Raw genomic sequence first — 15,213 nt, forward strand, 5'->3', positions numbered from 1 at the left:
TTTTTAAGAAAAATTAATATTCAACCCGTGCCACAATAAGAGCAAGGCATAAATACTCAATTTATTAAAGAGGGGCGTTATGGTATTGCTTACCGAGAAACTAGAAAAGCGTCTGACTATAAATACTGTAGAGATTAGTGAAGATACTACCGCAATTCGGTCTTTAGATTGGGAGCGCGATCGCTTTGATATTGAGTTTGGTTTACAAAATGGCACGACATACAACTCTTTTCTGATTCGTGGTGAGAAAATCGCCCTGGTTGATACCTCCCATGAAAAGTTTCGCCAACTTTATTTTGATACTCTCACGGGTTTAATTAATCCCCAAGATATTGATTATTTAATTGTGAGTCACACTGAACCAGATCACAGCGGTTTAGTGAAAGACTTGTTACAACTCGCGCCTCATATAACCGTAGTTGCGTCAAAAGTGGCAATTCAGTTTTTGGAAGATATGGTACATCAACCATTTAACCGGAAAATTGTCAAAAATGGCGATCGCTTAGATTTAGGAAATGGACACGAATTTGAATTTGTCATAGCTCCTAATTTACACTGGCCGGATACTATTTTCAGCTTTGACCACAAAACCCAAATTCTCTACACCTGCGATGCTTTTGGGTTACATTACTGCTCAGAAAGTACCTTTGATGACGATTTAGCAGCAATAGAAGCTGATTTTCAATATTACTACGAATGTTTGATGGGTCCAAATGCCCGTTCCGTCCTGTCCGCAATGAAGCGCATGGCAGAATTGAAAACAATTCGCATGATTGCCACCGGACATGGACCACTATTGTACCATAATGTTGAAGAATTAACAGGACGCTATCGCAGTTGGAGTCAAGGACAAACCAAAGCGGAAACCCCTGTAGGCATATTTTACGTCTCTGAATACGGTTTTGGCACGCAAATAGCCCAATCTATCGCTAACGGGATTACAAAAACCGGTGTCGCTGTCGAAATAGTAGATTTAGCCAGCGTCAACGAACTACAAGAACTGCGGGAATTAGTAGGACGTTGTACAGGTTTAGTCGTGGGAATGCCCCCAGCATCCAGCAATTCTAACATTCAAGCCGCACTCAGCACCGTTTTAGGTTCTGCCAAAGAAAAACAAGCAATTGGCATTTTTGAAACCGGTGGAGGAGATGATGAACCCACCTATCCCCTATTAAATAAATTCCGGGCTTTAGGGTTACACTTATCTTTTCCCGTAATTGAAATTCGGGAAACACCCACAGCTAACACTTATAAAAAGTGTGAAGAAGCGGGGACAGACTTGGGACAATGGGTAACAAGAGACAAAAGCATCAAAGCCATGAAATCCCTGGCTGCTGACTTAGATAAAGCCTTGGGAAGAATTAGCGGTGGTTTATATATCATCACAGCCAAAAAATCCGACGTATCCAGCGCCATGTTAGCTTCCTGGGTAAGTCAAGCCAGCTTTAAACCCCTGGGCTTTTCCATCGCCGTCGCCAAAGATCGAGCCATAGAATCACTCATGCAAGTAGGCGATCGCTTCGTCCTCAATGTACTCGAAGAAGGCAACTATCAACCATTAATGAAACACTTCTTAAAAAGATTTGCTCCTGGTGCAGATCGTTTTCAAGGAGTCAAAACCCAACCTGCCGAAAACGGCGCACCCATCCTCACCGATGCCCTAGCATACATAGAATGCGAAGTTGTCAGCCGCATGGATTGTGGCGATCATTGGGCAGTATACAGCACAGCCTACGCCGGTAGAGTATCAAACCCCGATGCCATGACAGCAGTACACCACCGCAAAGTAGGAAACCACTATTAAAAAAAGGGAACAGGGAATAGGGAACAGGGTAACTTCCTCGTTCCCTTACGAGAGGGGTAAAAGTTTTTCCCAATTACCAATAGGACTTATGGAAAATATCTCTCAAACCCTCATTTCTCTGTGACCTCTGTGCCTCTGTGGTTCGTTATTCCGTGACACTTATGTAAGTCTTAACCAATTACCAATTACCAATGACCACTAAACCCCGTGACGTGCAAATATTGCCCATTGGTACAGATACCATAATATTGCGATCGCGCAGTTGGGCAAGATTAAGATTTGAAATTGAATATGCTTTAGCCAAGGGAACAACGGCTAATTCTTATCTCATCCAAGGCGATAAAAATGCCCTGCTTGACCCCCCTGGCGAAACTTTTACCGAAATCTACCTCCAAGCCTTACAACAGCGGTTTGATGTCAAAAAACTCGATTATGTGATTCTTGGTCACGTTAACCCCAACCGTGCCGCAACACTAAAAGCATTACTAGAAATCGCCCCCCAAATTACCTTTGTTTGTTCTAACCCAGGGGCGATAAATCTCCGCGCAGCTTTGGAAAATCAGGATTTACAAATTTTGGTCATGCGGGGAGAAGATACCCTAGATTTAGGAAAAGGACATCATTTACAATTTATTCCCACTCCTAACCCCCGTTACGCTGACGAACTTTGTACCTGGGACCCACAAACAGAAATTTTGTTTTCTGATAAATTATTTGGAGCGCATATTTGCTCAGATCAAGTTTTTGATGAAGGTTGGGAAGTATTTAACGAAGATAGACGCTATTATTTTGACTGTTTAATGGCACCTCACGCCAAACAAATCGAAACGGCTTTGGAGAAATTGGCAGATTTGCCGGTGCGAATGTACGCTACTGGTCATGGTCCAATGGTGCGCTATGGTTTAATTGACATCACCAAAGGCTATCGGGAATGGACTAAACAGCAAACTTCCGCTGATATGACAGTGGCTTTAATTTACGCCTCAGCCTATGGCAATACTGCAACTTTAGCACAGGCGATCGCTCGCGGCATTACCAAAGCCGGTGTCAGTGTCGAAGCCATTAACTGCGAATTTACCGAACCCGAAGAAATCAAAGCCGCAATTGCAAAATCCGCCGGTTTCGTCATAGGTTCTCCCACCTTAGGTGGACACGCACCCACACCAGTACAAACAGCTTTAGGAATTGTCCTTTCTACCGCAACTAACAATAAATTAGCCGGTGTATTTGGTTCTTTTGGTTGGAGTGGAGAAGCCGTTGATTTAATCGAAAGTAAACTCAAAGACGCAGGTTACAGATTTGGATTTGACACCATTCGCGTTAAATTCAAACCCAATGAAGTTACCTTGCAAACCTGCGAAGAAGCGGGAACTGATTTCGCCCAAGCATTGAAACGCGCCACAAAAAAATCAGTTGTCGCTAAACAACCAGCAAGTAATGTCGAACAAGCTGTAGGGCGGATTGTTGGTTCTATATGTGTGGTTACAGCAACCCAAGGAGAAGTAAAAACGGGAATGTTAGCATCTTGGGTAACACAAGCCAGTTTTAATCCTCCTGGTTTAACCATTGCGGTAGCTAAAGAACGAGCTATGGAATCCTTATCCTATACAAATAACAAATTTGTAGTCAATATCTTGGCGGAAGGGAAAGAAATTCGTAAGCAATTTATGAAAGTTTACGCCCCTGGACAAGATAGATTTGCCGGTTTGGACACTCAAGAAGCCAATAATGGCGGAATTATTCTCAATGGTGCTTTAGCATATCTAGAATGTTCTGTCCAAAGTCGGATGGAATCTGGTGATCATTGGTTAGTTTATGCCACTGTTGATGATGGTAAAGTCTTAAATCAAGATGCTGTCACAGCAGTACATTATCGCAAATCAGCGAGTTATTATTAAACAGTAGCGTGGGCATTGCCCACCTAAATGTACAGCAGATTCCAGATAAATATTTTTACATTAGGACTTACGCACAAGTCATGGAAAAACGAACCACAGAGGCACAGAGTTCACAGAGAAATGAGGGTTTGAGAGATATTTTGCGTAAGTCCTATACATAAAAAAGTAAACAGTGTTTTGCAGAAATTGGAAAAACTCAGGCAGGAAGGTTTAATTAATATTACCAGCTTTGAAAATTTGTTCCGCAGTCAACTTTAATTCTGGGAAAGTTGATGATACTATCAATTCACTACCTGTAAATTGACTAATTTGGTATTCTCTATCTATCAGTTGATGAATAGAAATAGTTGGTTGTTTAGGACTACCAATAAACCTTTTACTTCCCAGTGCTAAATAATCCACAATCCAATATTCAGCAATACCTAATCTTTCATAATCTCCCAGCTTTTTATAATAATCATCTTGCCAATTTGTACTCACAACTTCAATAACTAAAGGAATCGAATCAGGTTCAGAAATTACTGCTGATTTTCTCCAGTTTGGGTCAGTTGCTAGAATGTTTCTATTGATTACTAACACATCGGGTAAATAGCTGGATTCGCTTCCTGGTGTTTTCACAAAAGTGGTTTTTGGGATTCCATACGGTAAATTCAATCGTAAATACTCAGCCGTGATTCTCTCAGCTAAAAAACAAATAATATCTTCATGAAAACCTACGGGTGGATTCATTTCAACAATTACTCCATCATGTAATTCATAGCGTCCCTTATCAGGTAGCCATTCTATAAATTCTGCAAAAGTTACTATTTTTGGTAAGGCTTGAAGCATAATTTACCTACCTTTGTAAATTCAAAATTATTCAAATTGTAGCGACTGATATGCTTTCTAAATCTATTTATGCACATTGGTACATATTACTAAAGAGAGATCGCACTTTTAGAGTCTACCATCTACAAGCGATCGCTTCCCTCCCCCCAAGCATCACATTTTTGGAGTTTGAACAAAGGTGATGTAAATACAGTATGCAGGAAAATAAAAAATATATCCCTCGTTCCCAGACTCCGGCTGGGAATGCCTACCAGGAGGCTCTGCCTCCAATCCCAGAATACAAGCCACTTTACCCGATTTTGTGCTGGTACTTGAGGCAGAGCCTCATCAACTGCATTCCTAGTCAGAGACTAGGAACGAGAACAATATTTTATATAAACACTTGACAGGTTATTATTTTATTGTTATTTTGGTTTACATAAGGAGTCAAATGTTTAAATAAAAAAAGGGCAGTGTTTTGCAACCGCCCAGACGTTATCTATGATTGATATCCCTCCTACTTCAGAAGTTGGATTATGTCTTTAATGGACTTGATGATATCCTTAATGGACTTAAGGATTTGGTCTGTTTTTTCTAAAATGGCTAAAAACATTTTAGCAACCACAAGAAACTCCTTGATTATGCTAGTTACATATCGTGGAATGCTCGCTACATTCCACAAAGTATGAAACGCCTTAATCAAGAGGGGTATTAGATGGAGCATTGCTTCCATTTGCCTCCTGGTATTTTATTTTTGATTCAGTACACAAAATTAATTCTACCACATCACCCAGAAAAAAACTCTAGGGTGTTTTTGCCATTAATTCATGTTTAAAAATTATAACCTTATTGGTAGCCAAATGTCATCAATTTTTACCAAAATATCCACATATTGAAACGAAGTATAAGTTAATGAGTACGTATGTACTAAACATATCGCTAATTATTCACCTTACAGACGAGCAATTTTACACTTAAATTTAGAACTTACCGCAACAGGATAACTGATAATTCTCCCAGGTTTAGATTTGTAGGTTGGGTTGAAGCATGAAACCCAACGCATTTGTTGGGTTGCGCTGTCGCTTAACCCAACCTACAGAAAATGGACAAGGTATTGATAGTGAAGTTGACATTTCTTTTTTGCAGCCGTTATGTATCAAACAGACCCACCGCGTTCTGCTCAGGAATTCCTACCGACAATGTATGATTTACCTAGCGAAGATCCAGAGGAACCCGGTTTGCCAGACGAATTTCATCTTTTACAACCGCAGTTATTACGGGAAACTTTTTGTCCGTCAAAGTTCCCGGAAAATCAGGTATTTATCGCCACAGACTTAAATCTTTACTACGACGTTCATCATCCATTATGGTATAAACGCCCTGACTGGTTTGCTGTCGTTGATGTCCCCAGGTTGTATGCACAAAAAGAACTGCGGCTGAGTTATGTGGTTTGGCAAGAAGGCGTTAATCCTTTTGTAGTGGTAGAATTTATTTCACCAGGAACAGAAAAAGAAGATTTAGGGAGAACCCTACGAGATGTTAGTCAACCTCCAACTAAGTGGGAAGTTTACGAACGAGTTTTAAGAGTACCCTATTATCTAGTTTTTGACCGTTACACTGACCAGTTAAGAGCATTTCAGTTACAGGGAAGTAGTTATGCTGAATTGGAAATCAATCAACTGCGTGTATGGCTAAATGATATTGAATTAGGTTTGGGACTGTGGCAAGGTGTCTATCAAGGCATTGAACGGCAGTGGTTACGCTGGTATGATGCGTCAGGTAACTGGGTTCTCACACCGGCAGAACGGGAAAGAAAACAAGGGGAGCGAGAAAGACAACGCGCAGAAAGATTAGCAGCACAATTACGCGCTCTTGGTGTTGAACCTGATTTTGGTGATGATGAAGAGGGCTAAACTGCTGACTCTGAAAAATTTAACCCAGAACAATTTCTGTGAGGGCTAGAAGTATGGCTAACGCCACGCCGCGCTATCAGGAGTATGGCTAACGCCACGCCGCGCTATCAGGAGGATTTAGAAGAAGTTAGAAGTAATATCAAGTCTGGAAAATTGAACGATTTTTGATGCTATGATCACACTTTCCTTGCACCTCATTTATCTTTCATACAGATGAGACTCTTCATGCGTCTGGGTTGTAGGTTTATTCAGCAAGCCCTAAGTATCAGCAAATATTACTCAAAAGATGGAAGCATAAACACAGAAAAAGATGATAATTAGAGAGGATTAGTATCTATAAATCTCTGTGTAGGTTAGAAAAATGGCAGCCCAAAAATTGAGCGAAACCGAACTAACATTAGCCCTGAATAGTTTACCAGGATGGCAAATCAAAGAGGGCAAATTATACAAAGAATATAAATTTAGCTCTTTTGCAACGGCGTTGGGTTGGATGGTTAGTGCGGGTGTTCACGCGGAAAAACTTGGACATCACCCGGAATGGTTTAATGTTTACAATACTGTTCAGGTTAATCTTATTACCCACGATATCGGTAATGCTATCAGCAATTTAGATGTGGAACTGGCAAAGAAAATGGAGGAATTAGCGCCGTAACAGCCCCGGCGAATATAATTCACGGCTATACAAACAAAGTCCGCCTGCGCGGACTAATAAAGAAAAATTAAGGGTTTGAACCCAAGTAGGTGGGTTTTGCTTGTGTAGATGCGGTTTCTAACCGCCTTTTTCATGTTTAAGTTGAGTCTAACTCGTTTCCTGAATCTGTAATCTAATTGTGTGTTCTATTGTCCCGCTTAATTGCAGTTCCATGATTTCCCCTCCTAGAGGTTCTATGCAGGTGAGGAGCGATCGCAAATTGGGCGTACTTGCACCAGTATCTACATATAATCTATCTGCTAAACTACTGATTTTTTTCCAGGTCATATACAATTTGCCAATGGTTTGTTCAATTTGTGATGCCTGATTTACCAAGTCAGCAGCAATACTTAAACAACCGACTCTCTGGGCTTCTTCTAAGGCGGTTTCAATATCTACGTCTTCGGCGATTAAGGCTTGCACTTGGGCGGCAGATTTGAGGTATTTAGCTAATTGCCTAGCTTCTGAGGTGGCTTGTTTGACTGTATCAACGTCAGGATTGGCGGCTATATCCCTTTGTAATGCCTTTTGGTGCAATTCGGGCAGTTTTTCCATTTCCTTGACCAGAGGGGCAATGTAGCGCGGTGGCAGACTGTTATCTGCCGCTTTTTCCCTGACTTCTTCTGGTAATAAATCGGAGGACATGGCTGTCCATTCGTCGCTGAGTTGACGGACTTCTCTGCGGGTAATGCGATCGCCTTTCTCCGCAGCTTCACTGACCATCTGTTGTACTTCTGGAGACGCTTTGGCGGTTTCTACAAATGCCCGTTTACTAAAGTTATTAACCGTATCTGGGTTCAGTTTGCCATCTGATATCAAGGTATCAGCACTATTGGCTAATTGAATCCAACTATAGGCTTGAGTCTTACTGATTTCGCGTTCTTTGAGCCATTTAAGGAAACCCGCACCGCGTCCATCTCCGCCCTTTTTCTCTCGGTCACGGATAGCGCGTAAAATGCGACCACGCCAAATTTCTGTTTGTAAATCAAAGCGATCGCATACCTGCCATGCTACATCAAGTTGTTGTAAAAAATCGGACTCAGGAATTTGTTCATCTTCTGGATCAGGTAATGCAAAGTCTAAATCTGCTGGCTGTTGGAGTGCAGCAGCAATATCATTCATAGAGTCGGTATCTTGCACGATGGATAGCTGGTTGGGGTATGCGATTTAGCTTATATTCACGCAACTTGCGTCATGAAAATTGGTGAGTAATTATTGTACTTTAAAAATTAAATTTTAGGGGGACTGGGAAAATGAGAAAATGAAGGGACGAAAGTGCAGAACAGACAAAAATAACAGGACTTACGGAAAATATCTCTGAAACCCTCATTTCTCCGTGTCCTCTGTGACTCTGTGGTTCGTTATTCCGTGATTTGTGCGTAAGCACTAAATAAGAAACAATTCTCTGTCACCTGTCACCTATTCCCTTATGAAACAAACCGCCAAAATCCTTGATGGTAAAGCATTAGCCGATAAAATTCAGCAAGAACTTAGCGAGACAATTGCCAAATTACAAGGTAAAATTGGGCGATCGCCTGGATTAGCGGTATTAATGGTGGGAGATAACCCAGCCTCAGCCGCTTATGTTCGTAACAAAGAAAAATCCTGTGCTAAAGTCGGAATCGCCTCTTTCGGTAACCACTTTCCTACCCAAACCAGCCAAACTGAATTAGAGGAAGTAATTGCCCAACTCAACGAAGATGAAAGAGTAGACGGGATTTTAGTCCAGTTACCCCTTCCCAATCATTTAGATGCTGTCAGTCTATTACATCAAATTGCACCGGATAAAGACGCTGACGGACTCCACCCCGTGAACTTAGGACGACTGGTGCGAGGTGAAACAGGTTTACGCAGTTGTACTCCTGCCGGTGTGATGCGATTGTTAGCAGAATATAAAATTCCTTTACAGGGCAAAAAAGCTGTGGTTGTAGGACGGAGTATTTTAGTAGGTAAACCGATGGCTTTGATGCTACTAGAAGCTAATGCTACAGTTACCATTGCCCATTCTAAAACCCAGGATTTACAAGATATTACCAAAAATGCTGATATCTTGATTGCTGCCACCGGTATTCCCGGCATGATTAGTGCTGATATGGTAAAGTCGGGCGCAATTGTGGTAGATGTAGGAATAAACCGGGTTACAGATAGTAATGGCAAAAGTCGGTTAGTTGGTGATATTCAATTTGAAGCGATCGCTAATGTGGCAGAATATATTACCCCTGTTCCCGGTGGTATTGGTCCGATGACAGTAGCCATGTTATTGCAAAATACTGTTTCTAGCTATTTACAAACAACAGGCAACTGAGAAATAATTTTTATGAATATTCATGATTCCTCAGTACAACGGGAATCAACAGCGGATTTTAGATTTATTCCCCGCACAAATTCGGGGACTTGAAACTCTTTAAGATTTTCAATCCAAAATCTAAAATCCTGTGAGTGTTTCCGCCCCAAACCCCCATAAAATTGGTACATAGATCACAAACAACCCAATATTTTCAAAAGTCAAGAGGAATACAAAGCATGGTAGCAACGGATAAAAGATTGGAAACCCCAAAAAAATCAGAATCGGCTAGTTTTAACCTCGCTACCTATCTCAAAGAACGACAACAGCTTTGCGAACAGGCTTTGGACAATTCCATTACCGTCGTTTATCCAGAAAAGATTTATGAAGCCATGCGCTACTCACTCTTAGCTGGAGGTAAACGAGTTCGTCCTATTCTCTGTCTCGCTACTGCTGACATGATTGGTGGCACAATAGAAATGGCCATGCCTACAGCCTGTGCCGTAGAAATGATCCATACCATGTCATTGATTCATGATGATTTACCCGCAATGGATAATGATGATTATCGTCGCGGTAAACTCACAAATCATAAAGTTTATGGTGAAGATGTCGCTATTTTGGCAGGAGACGGTTTATTGGCTTTAGCCTTTGAACACGTAGCCGCCCAAACTCCTGCAAATGTACCCAGAGATAGAGTATTACAAGTCATCATTCGTCTGGGTAAAGCATTAGGCGCGGCTGGCTTAGTCGGTGGTCAAGTAGTAGACTTAGAATCCGAAGGTAAATCCGATATTTCCTTAGAAACCCTGAATTTTATTCATAATCATAAAACAGCAGCCCTGTTAGAAGCTTGCGTAGTTTGTGGGGGAATTATTGCTGGTGCATCCGCTGAAGATGTGCAAAAATTAACTCGTTATTCTCAAAATATTGGTCTGGCTTTCCAAATCATTGATGATATTCTAGATATCACTGCTACCCAAGAGCAGTTGGGTAAAACCGCTGGGAAAGACCTCACAGCCCAGAAAGTTACCTATCCTAGTCTGTGGGGAATTGAAGAATCTCGCGCCAAAGCCCAACAACTGGTTGCTGAAGCTTGTGCTGAATTAGAATCCTATGGTGAAAAAGCCATTCCTTTGCAAGCGCTCGCTCACTTTATCATCAACCGCAATAACTAAGCCCAATTGTGGATTTTAACTAAATTTTGGCTTCTACTGCCGTTTTTCCTCCATACAATCACTGCTTACACTTACTAACTTCACCAAAATACCATGCAGGACATAGGCGAAATTGTTAACAACCGGGTGCTGCTGGTTGCGCTTGTAGCTTGTTTTGTAGCTCAAGGATTAAAGCTTATCGTTGAGTTAGTCAAACATCGTAAATTAAACGTGCGTGTTTTAGTAACTACTGGAGGTATGCCCAGCGCCCATTCAGCCCTAGTAACAGCCCTAGCAGACGGTGTAGGTCAAACTTTAGGTTGGGCATCCCCAGAATTTGCTCTAGCTACAGTTTTTGCTATCATCGTTATGTATGATGCCGCTGGAGTGCGTCAAGCTGCTGGTAAGCAAGCAAAAATCCTCAATCAAATGATTGATGAATTATTCCATGAAAAACCGGACTTTTTTCAAGACCGTCTCAAGGAATTATTAGGACATACACCAGTTCAAGTTATCGCTGGTTCAGTTTTGGGTGTAGCTATTTCTTGGTTAGCACGGGCTGTTTATTAGTCGGTTGTTCGTTGTCAGTCGTCAGTGGTCAGTTGTTAACTAACTCTTAACGGACGGTTGAGCGCAGTAAAACTACTTTCCGACCATCTGCTAATATGGCTACAAATCCGCTTTCGCTGAGTTTTTGTAATGTATTATATGCTTCTTTTTGGTTGGTAGTATAAACTGCCAACAGGTAAGGGCGTTGTCCATAGGAGACAAAACCCACATCACCTCCTACGGATTTTTGCAGGCTACTAACCATTTCTGGACGGTTAAAATAATCAACCAGAATTGCATAACCTTCCCCTAATATTTTGGGGTTATAGCTAATTTTTGAAGTTGGTAATTTTGGTGTTGTTTGTGGTACTTGTTGAGGTGCTTGTTGAGGTGCTTGTTGGGTAGCGCGAGTGGTGATAATGGCAGATAAACCAACTATATTCTGAATATACCTTGCCCAGCGATTGGCATCATCAATATTTTTAAACCCACCAATTCGCGTTACTGTTTGATTATTATATTTGCAAATAACTGTTTTTAATTCAGTCGGTAATGCACTACGCAACTGCTTTTGATTTTCAGTTGTGGGACTTACTACTAATAATAAATATTCTCCTGCATTTGGTGGTTGACAATTAGTAAGATTTTGTTGAGCAATAACAGGATTGATATTGCTAATTAAGGGAGTAACTGCTAGTAATAAGGCACTTGGTAAGATTGTTAATATTTGCATAAATTGGTAATTGGTAATTGGTAATTGGTAATTGGTAATTGGTAATTGGTAATTGGTAATTGGTAATTGGTAATTGGTAATTGGTAATTGGTCATTGGTCATTGGTCATTGGTCATTGGTCATTGGGGAAGAGGTGAAATTCTTATATATTCCCCGTTCCCCGTTCCCCGTTCTCTGTTCCCTATTAAGAAGTTGTGGTAAGGGATGCTAATGGATTTGGTATAGTGTCGCTAGGGGCGGAGAATTCTCCAGTAATCACATACTCTAACCGCAGTTTTAGCCAAGTTATAAATTGCGAATTGGTGGAAATAATGGCTGCCGCAGGTTGGGGACATTTCTTTTTAATATCTGCCATTTTTGGTGTTTCTAAAAAAGCGGGTTGCTTAACTAACCAAAAATCAATTTCTTTTTCTTGTTCATGATAGTTACGAGTCCGTTCTTTGAGAACTTCGTCTATTGGTTCTTGTTCCATAAGAAAGTGTTGACTGGCCAAAACGTAATAGTATGTTTGCATTTTCTTTGCTTGCTGACTAATCTATAATTTTAGGTTACTGCGGTAATATCCCCGACTTCTAGTATTAATTCATCATTTATTAACATCATGAAAACAGAAGTCGGGGATCTGCTATAATTTTAGGGTACAGTGTTGAATCTGTACCCTGAGCGATTAACTTTTCTTTAATCCCTGAAACCAAGAACCAAAAGGACAACCACCGCTCTTATTTTCACTATTTTCTAGTTTGCCACCTGCTGTCAGGCTTTCTAAAAATAGGGCATTATCAAAATAGTGTTCTAAGGAAACAATTTTTAAATCTTCGGTGACATGAGCAATACTCATACCGATAATTTCAACTGTTTTCCCTGTGGGTGCATAATCTTTATACTTACCCTGAAAATGTCCCCAGTGTCGCCATTTAAATGTAACATTGGGAGGACCAGAATAAACTGCCAATACTTCCCAGGGAAATCCTTGAGGAAAGGTGCTATGAAAGATATCATGGGATGATTCAAAACTTTCCTCTGAAGCTTTGTAATGTTCAGAATCAGCCATAAATAAATTATAAGTACCTGATTTACCTAATTCGGCAGCGGTGTATTCTTGACCACCATTGCTTGTTACCCGGAATTTGTCATTGACGATAGATAACCACTGTTCGGGGTTAGTTTTCCATGACACTTCCATTTCAAAGGTTCTCACCAGGTTTTCGACGATAGCTTCCAGTGTACCTTCGAGATGATGGTGGATACTCTCTTTTGCTAGGTTTTGCTGAGAACGGCTATAGTCAGGAGATTTTTGATTGCGCCATTGAGCATCAGTGCTGGCTGCAATTACCTTGTCTCTATCTTGTACCCATAGGGGCAAGTTGTTAGACTGTTGAGAATTCATCGTAGGTTGAAGTTTCCAAATGTGACTCTAATTTTCTGGAATTACGCAGCTATAACCCCTCTAGTAGTCTGTCAAGCAGGGAGGTGGGGGAGGTGGGGGAGGTGGGGGAGGTAGGGGAGGTAGGGGAGGTGGGGGAGGTAGGGGAGGTAGGGGAGGTAGGGGAGGTAGGGGAGGTAGGGGAGGTGGGGGAGGTGGGGGAGGTGGGGGAGGTGGGGGATGGAAGAACAGAAGTTTTTTCCGATCATTACCCGTCAAAATAAATTTGACGAACTACTAGTCCAAAGAGGCAAAAGGTAGGGGGAATATATTTCCCAATTACCAACTACCAACTACCAACTACCAATTACCAATCACCAATCACCAATCACCAATTACCAATTACCAATTACCAATTACCAATTACCAATTACCAATTACCAATCACCAATTACCAATTACCCCGCATTGCTTCTTTCATTTCTCGAACTGCTCTTTCTATACCTACTAAAGCTGCCCGACTAATGATAGTATGACCGATGTTGAGTTCTTCCATGCCTGGAATTGCAGCAATGGGGTAAACGTTCCAGTATGTGAGTCCATGACCTGCATTCACCCGTAAACCTGCTTTAATGGCTTGTTCACAGCCTTGGGCTAATAAAGCTAGTTCTTTTTGGCGAGTTGTTTCGTCTTTGGCTTCCGCATATTGTCCTGTATGCAGTTCAATAAATTTGGCTTTTACCTTGACAGATGCCTCGATTTGTGGTGGTTCGGCATCAATAAACAAACTTACGGGAATGCCAGAATTTTGCAACTTATCAACTATCTCTCCTATTCTAGCAATTTGTCCGACAATATTTAACCCACCTTCTGTTGTTACTTCTTCCCGCTTTTCCGGTACTAAGGTAACATAATCGGGTTTGATATCTAGGGCTATGGCTAACATTTCTGGGGTTGCTGCCATTTCTAAGTTTAAATGGGTTCTCACTGTTTGCCGCAATAGCCGCACGTCTCGATCTTGAATATGTCTTCTATCTTCGCGCAAATGGGCGGTAATGCCATCAGCACCTGCTAATTCTGCTAGTATTGCTGCTGCTATGGGATCTGGTTCTACTGTCCGCCGTGCTTGGCGAATGGTAGCGATATGGTCAATATTTACACCGAGTGTAGGCACGCCTGGTTTCTCCTGTTCAACGGTTCTTTTGATGTTAATTTTACAGGAAATATCAATTGTGCGGTGAATGGTCATATTATAAAGAAAGATAATTCTTAAAAACTTGGATAATCTCTGAGGCGATATGCTTTTAGAACTGCAACAAATTATTGTCAATCCTGGTCAACAAATGTTACTTAAGGATATTAGTTGGCAGCAGTTAGAAAATATTTTAGAAGAAATGGGAGAAATTTCATGCAATTAAATTGTGAGTCCAAAATATTCAATTTTGGATTTTTTTCTCTTGTTTATTTATTGTCAATAATCATTGCTAATTGAGAAAAGCCTGATATAATTAGTTTTCAGGATGATTATTTATATCGAACTCAGGTTGGCTAAGGAACGTGGATTTATTAACTTACAATTCTTGATAACGACCGTCTAACATTAGTTAGATTACATCTAACAAGATTTGCACTTTATTTAATCCTCATTCCTAAGGCATTGATTTCTGAAAAAAGCTATGAGATAATACGGAGGAATGTATCTGTCTAATAGGGGATAGTTGAATATGATGTGATCTACGAATCAAAATGAAGCTATTACGATTTGTTTGACGTGGCGGGAATTAGTTGGAAGAAAACCACGTTAAGTTTTGGTGAAAAAATACAGGTTCTGCTTCAATCACAGGAATTTTCATGTCTAAATTCTCCCAAGATGCAGACTAGGAATAAAAAAATTCTCTTGTGTTTACTGCTCTTGCACTATCAAAGTTTTTGGGTTAAAAGTGCTAACTACCTACTCCAAGTATTAGCCTTTAGCCATTTGTTAAAATCCTAATCTTCTTTTTACATGAGGTAA

The 15,213-nt window shown here is 40.9% G+C and carries 14 protein-coding genes and 1 pseudogene; 8 read left to right on the plus strand and 7 right to left on the minus strand.

Features of this window, described 5'->3' with window-relative positions; all coding sequences use genetic code 11:
- Positions 1-79 precede the first annotated feature (79 nt).
- Together HEQ36_RS02640 and HEQ36_RS02645 are read left to right on the plus strand one after the other, a co-directional pair.
- Positions 80-1,804 (plus strand): diflavin flavoprotein, encoded by a 1,725-nt coding sequence (locus HEQ36_RS02640; RefSeq protein WP_168637171.1) that lies wholly within the window; start codon positions 80-82, stop codon positions 1,802-1,804.
- 191 nt (positions 1,805-1,995) lie between these two features.
- Entirely contained in the window at positions 1,996-3,702 is a 1,707-nt protein-coding gene (locus HEQ36_RS02645; protein WP_168637172.1) for a diflavin flavoprotein, read from the plus strand.
- A gap of 210 nt (positions 3,703-3,912) precedes the next feature.
- Here HEQ36_RS02645 and HEQ36_RS02650 read toward each other — a convergent pair whose 3' ends face one another.
- On the minus strand, positions 3,913-4,530 hold the full coding sequence (locus tag HEQ36_RS02650) for a Uma2 family endonuclease (RefSeq protein ID WP_148763583.1): 618 nt from the start codon (positions 4,528-4,530) through the stop codon (positions 3,913-3,915).
- Between the two features lie 1,130 nt (positions 4,531-5,660).
- On the opposite strand from HEQ36_RS02650, the gene HEQ36_RS02655 reads away from it, so the two are divergent.
- Together HEQ36_RS02655 and HEQ36_RS02660 are read left to right on the plus strand one after the other, a co-directional pair.
- Complete coding sequence (locus HEQ36_RS02655; RefSeq protein WP_168637173.1) at positions 5,661-6,422, plus strand: Uma2 family endonuclease; 762 nt, start codon at positions 5,661-5,663, stop codon at positions 6,420-6,422.
- Between the two features lie 361 nt (positions 6,423-6,783).
- Positions 6,784-7,074, plus strand: a complete 291-nt coding sequence (locus HEQ36_RS02660) for a 4a-hydroxytetrahydrobiopterin dehydratase (protein ID WP_039200962.1) — start codon at positions 6,784-6,786, stop codon at positions 7,072-7,074.
- A gap of 147 nt (positions 7,075-7,221) precedes the next feature.
- Here the strand turns inward: HEQ36_RS02660 and HEQ36_RS02665 are convergent, their stop codons facing one another.
- Entirely contained in the window at positions 7,222-8,253 is a 1,032-nt protein-coding gene (locus HEQ36_RS02665) for a hypothetical protein (protein ID WP_039200963.1), read from the minus strand.
- A 289-nt stretch (positions 8,254-8,542) separates the two neighbouring features.
- On the opposite strand from HEQ36_RS02665, the gene folD reads away from it, so the two are divergent.
- The 3 genes from folD (at position 8,543) to HEQ36_RS02680 (ending at position 11,124) form a co-directional block, all read left to right on the plus strand.
- The gene (gene folD / locus HEQ36_RS02670; RefSeq protein WP_168637174.1) at positions 8,543-9,418 is read left to right on the plus strand and encodes a bifunctional methylenetetrahydrofolate dehydrogenase/methenyltetrahydrofolate cyclohydrolase FolD; all 876 of its coding nucleotides are present in this window, start codon (positions 8,543-8,545) and stop codon (positions 9,416-9,418) included.
- Positions 9,419-9,636: 218 nt separating this feature from the next.
- Entirely contained in the window at positions 9,637-10,575 is a 939-nt protein-coding gene (gene crtE / locus HEQ36_RS02675; protein ID WP_053538324.1) for a geranylgeranyl diphosphate synthase CrtE, read from the plus strand.
- 93 nt (positions 10,576-10,668) lie between these two features.
- A complete protein-coding gene (locus tag HEQ36_RS02680; RefSeq protein ID WP_015079166.1) occupies positions 10,669-11,124 on the plus strand; it encodes a divergent PAP2 family protein in 456 nt (151 codons plus the stop codon).
- A gap of 46 nt (positions 11,125-11,170) precedes the next feature.
- On the opposite strand, the gene HEQ36_RS02685 is transcribed toward HEQ36_RS02680, so the two are convergent.
- The 5 genes from HEQ36_RS02685 to HEQ36_RS02700 form a co-directional block, all read right to left on the minus strand.
- Positions 11,171-11,836, minus strand: coding sequence for a hypothetical protein (locus HEQ36_RS02685; RefSeq protein ID WP_168637257.1), 666 nt, complete (start codon positions 11,834-11,836; stop codon positions 11,171-11,173).
- Positions 11,778-11,924, minus strand: coding sequence for a hypothetical protein (locus HEQ36_RS25950; RefSeq protein ID WP_367272392.1), 147 nt, complete (start codon positions 11,922-11,924; stop codon positions 11,778-11,780). Before HEQ36_RS25950 ends, HEQ36_RS02685 begins: the two co-directional genes overlap by 59 nt.
- 96 nt (positions 11,925-12,020) lie before the next feature.
- Positions 12,021-12,350 (minus strand): MgPME-cyclase complex family protein, encoded by a 330-nt coding sequence (locus HEQ36_RS02690; protein WP_168637175.1) that lies wholly within the window; start codon positions 12,348-12,350, stop codon positions 12,021-12,023.
- Between the two features lie 153 nt (positions 12,351-12,503).
- Entirely contained in the window at positions 12,504-13,223 is a 720-nt protein-coding gene (locus HEQ36_RS02695) for an ester cyclase (RefSeq protein ID WP_168637176.1), read from the minus strand.
- Between the two features lie 427 nt (positions 13,224-13,650).
- Positions 13,651-14,373: a pyridoxine 5'-phosphate synthase gene (locus tag HEQ36_RS02700; RefSeq protein WP_168637258.1), complete on the minus strand. Its 723-nt coding sequence runs from the start codon at positions 14,371-14,373 to the stop codon at positions 13,651-13,653.
- A 124-nt stretch (positions 14,374-14,497) separates the two neighbouring features.
- Between HEQ36_RS02700 and HEQ36_RS02705 the strand changes: the two are divergent.
- A pseudogene (locus HEQ36_RS02705) lies at positions 14,498-14,602 on the plus strand (Uma2 family endonuclease); the annotation flags it as partial.
- Positions 14,603-15,213: the final 611 nt, after the last annotated feature.

Origin of the sequence: Anabaena sp. 54 (assembly GCF_017355725.1) — a bacterium.
In the GTDB taxonomy this organism is placed as follows: Bacteria; Cyanobacteriota; Cyanobacteriia; order Cyanobacteriales; family Nostocaceae; genus Dolichospermum; species Dolichospermum heterosporum.

Excerpts from the sequence above, each read along its gene's own strand:
- HEQ36_RS02645 (WP_168637172.1), top strand. The coding sequence starts at position 1,996 with ATGACCACTAAACCCCGTGACGTGCAAATATTGCCCATTGGTACAGAT.
- HEQ36_RS02680 (WP_015079166.1), top strand. The coding sequence starts at position 10,669 with ATGCAGGACATAGGCGAAATTGTTAACAACCGGGTGCTGCTGGTTGCG.
- HEQ36_RS02690 (WP_168637175.1), bottom strand. The coding sequence starts at position 12,350 with ATGCAAACATACTATTACGTTTTGGCCAGTCAACACTTTCTTATGGAA.
- HEQ36_RS02695 (WP_168637176.1), bottom strand. The coding sequence starts at position 13,223 with ATGAATTCTCAACAGTCTAACAACTTGCCCCTATGGGTACAAGATAGA.
- HEQ36_RS02655 (WP_168637173.1), top strand. The coding sequence starts at position 5,661 with ATGTATCAAACAGACCCACCGCGTTCTGCTCAGGAATTCCTACCGACA.
- HEQ36_RS02660 (WP_039200962.1), top strand. The coding sequence starts at position 6,784 with ATGGCAGCCCAAAAATTGAGCGAAACCGAACTAACATTAGCCCTGAAT.
- HEQ36_RS02640 (WP_168637171.1), top strand. The coding sequence starts at position 80 with ATGGTATTGCTTACCGAGAAACTAGAAAAGCGTCTGACTATAAATACT.
- HEQ36_RS02685 (WP_168637257.1), bottom strand. The coding sequence starts at position 11,836 with ATGCAAATATTAACAATCTTACCAAGTGCCTTATTACTAGCAGTTACT.
- crtE (WP_053538324.1), top strand. The coding sequence starts at position 9,637 with ATGGTAGCAACGGATAAAAGATTGGAAACCCCAAAAAAATCAGAATCG.
- folD (WP_168637174.1), top strand. The coding sequence starts at position 8,543 with ATGAAACAAACCGCCAAAATCCTTGATGGTAAAGCATTAGCCGATAAA.
- HEQ36_RS02650 (WP_148763583.1), bottom strand. The coding sequence starts at position 4,530 with ATGCTTCAAGCCTTACCAAAAATAGTAACTTTTGCAGAATTTATAGAA.